This is a genomic window from Phyllobacterium sp. P5_D12 (genome assembly GCF_054049495.1).
In genome coordinates this window covers 1-1,245 of the sequence record NZ_JBFUMG010000896.1, presented here as the reverse complement: position 1 = coordinate 1,245, position 1,245 = coordinate 1, and the positions used below count along the sequence as shown (strand labels likewise).

The 1,245-nt window shown below is 58.3% G+C and carries 1 protein-coding gene and 1 pseudogene; both read left to right on the top strand.

The features are described 5' to 3' along the window. The coding region (locus tag ACXJ5O_RS27420) for an SDR family oxidoreductase (protein WP_457302663.1) at positions 1-852 on the top strand (852 nt) is incomplete at its 5' end. A 25-nt stretch (positions 853-877) separates the two neighbouring features. Further along, a pseudogene (locus ACXJ5O_RS27415) lies at positions 878-1,245 on the top strand (sugar isomerase); the annotation flags it as partial.

Sequence of the window (1,245 nt, the reverse complement as noted above, 5' to 3'; positions counted from 1 at the left end):
GAATACTGGCCGCTCGAAGAAGCCAAGCTTCAGCGCATGCCAAAACCCAAGTCATTGGCAGGCCGGGTGGCTTTCGTCACCGGTGGCGCTGGCGGCATCGGCCGGGCGACGGCGGAACGGCTTTTGGGTGAGGGCGCCTGTGTGGTGCTTGCCGACATTGATGCTGAAGCACTAAAGACGGCGCATGGCGACTTCGCCAAACGTTATACGGCGGATGTCGTGCGCAGCGTTCAATTGAACGTGACAGACGAGGCGGGGGTAATCGGCAGCTACGCCGAAGCTTCCGTGGAATTTGGCGGTGTCGACATTCTCGTTTCCAATGCGGGCATCGCATCCTCGGCGCCAATCGAGACGACCGAGCTTTCGATGTGGACGCGTAACATCGATATTCTTGCAACCGGCTATTTTCTCGTCTCGCGCGAGGCGTTCCGGTTGTTCCGCAGGCAGAAGATTGGCGGCAACGTCGTCTTCGTCGCCTCGAAGAACGGCCTTGCCGCATCGCCCAATGCGAGCGCCTATTGCGCTGCCAAGGCCGCGGAAATTCACCTTGCCCGTTGTCTGGCGCTGGAAGGCGCTGAAGGTGGTATTCGTGTCAATACGGTCAATCCCGACGCGGTACTGCGGGGCTCGAAAATCTGGAATGGCGAATGGCGGGAGCAGCGCGCCGCCTCGTCCAATCTGCAGGTTGACGAACTCGAGGAACACTATCGCAAACGTTCACTGCTGAAGCTCAATGTGCTGCCAGAAGACATCGCCGAAGCGATATATTTTCTTGCCTCGGACGCATCCGCCAAATCGACTGGTAATATCATCAATGTCGATGCGGGCAACGCGCAGAGTTTTACGCGTTAGAACTGTCCAGTCTCGGGAGGACATCATGGCTGAGCTACATATTTCCGGTGAACTGATTGCGGCCGAAAACGACCGGCTGCTCGCGGCACACAAGAGCGATTACGAGGCGCTGGGCACTCATCTCGCGCGACGCAACATCGACATCGATGCAATCACCAACAAGGTCGCGGACTTTTTCGTCGCCGTGCCCTCGTGGGGTGTTGGCACGGGTGGAACGCGGTTTGCGCGCTTTCCCGGCATAGGAGAGCCGCGCGGCATCTTCGACAAGCTCGACGATTGCGCGGTGATCCAGCAATTGACACGAACAACACCGAATGTGTCGTTGCATATCCCATGGGACAAAGCCGATCCGAAACATCTGAAGGCCCATGCCGATGCGCACGGCCTTGGTTT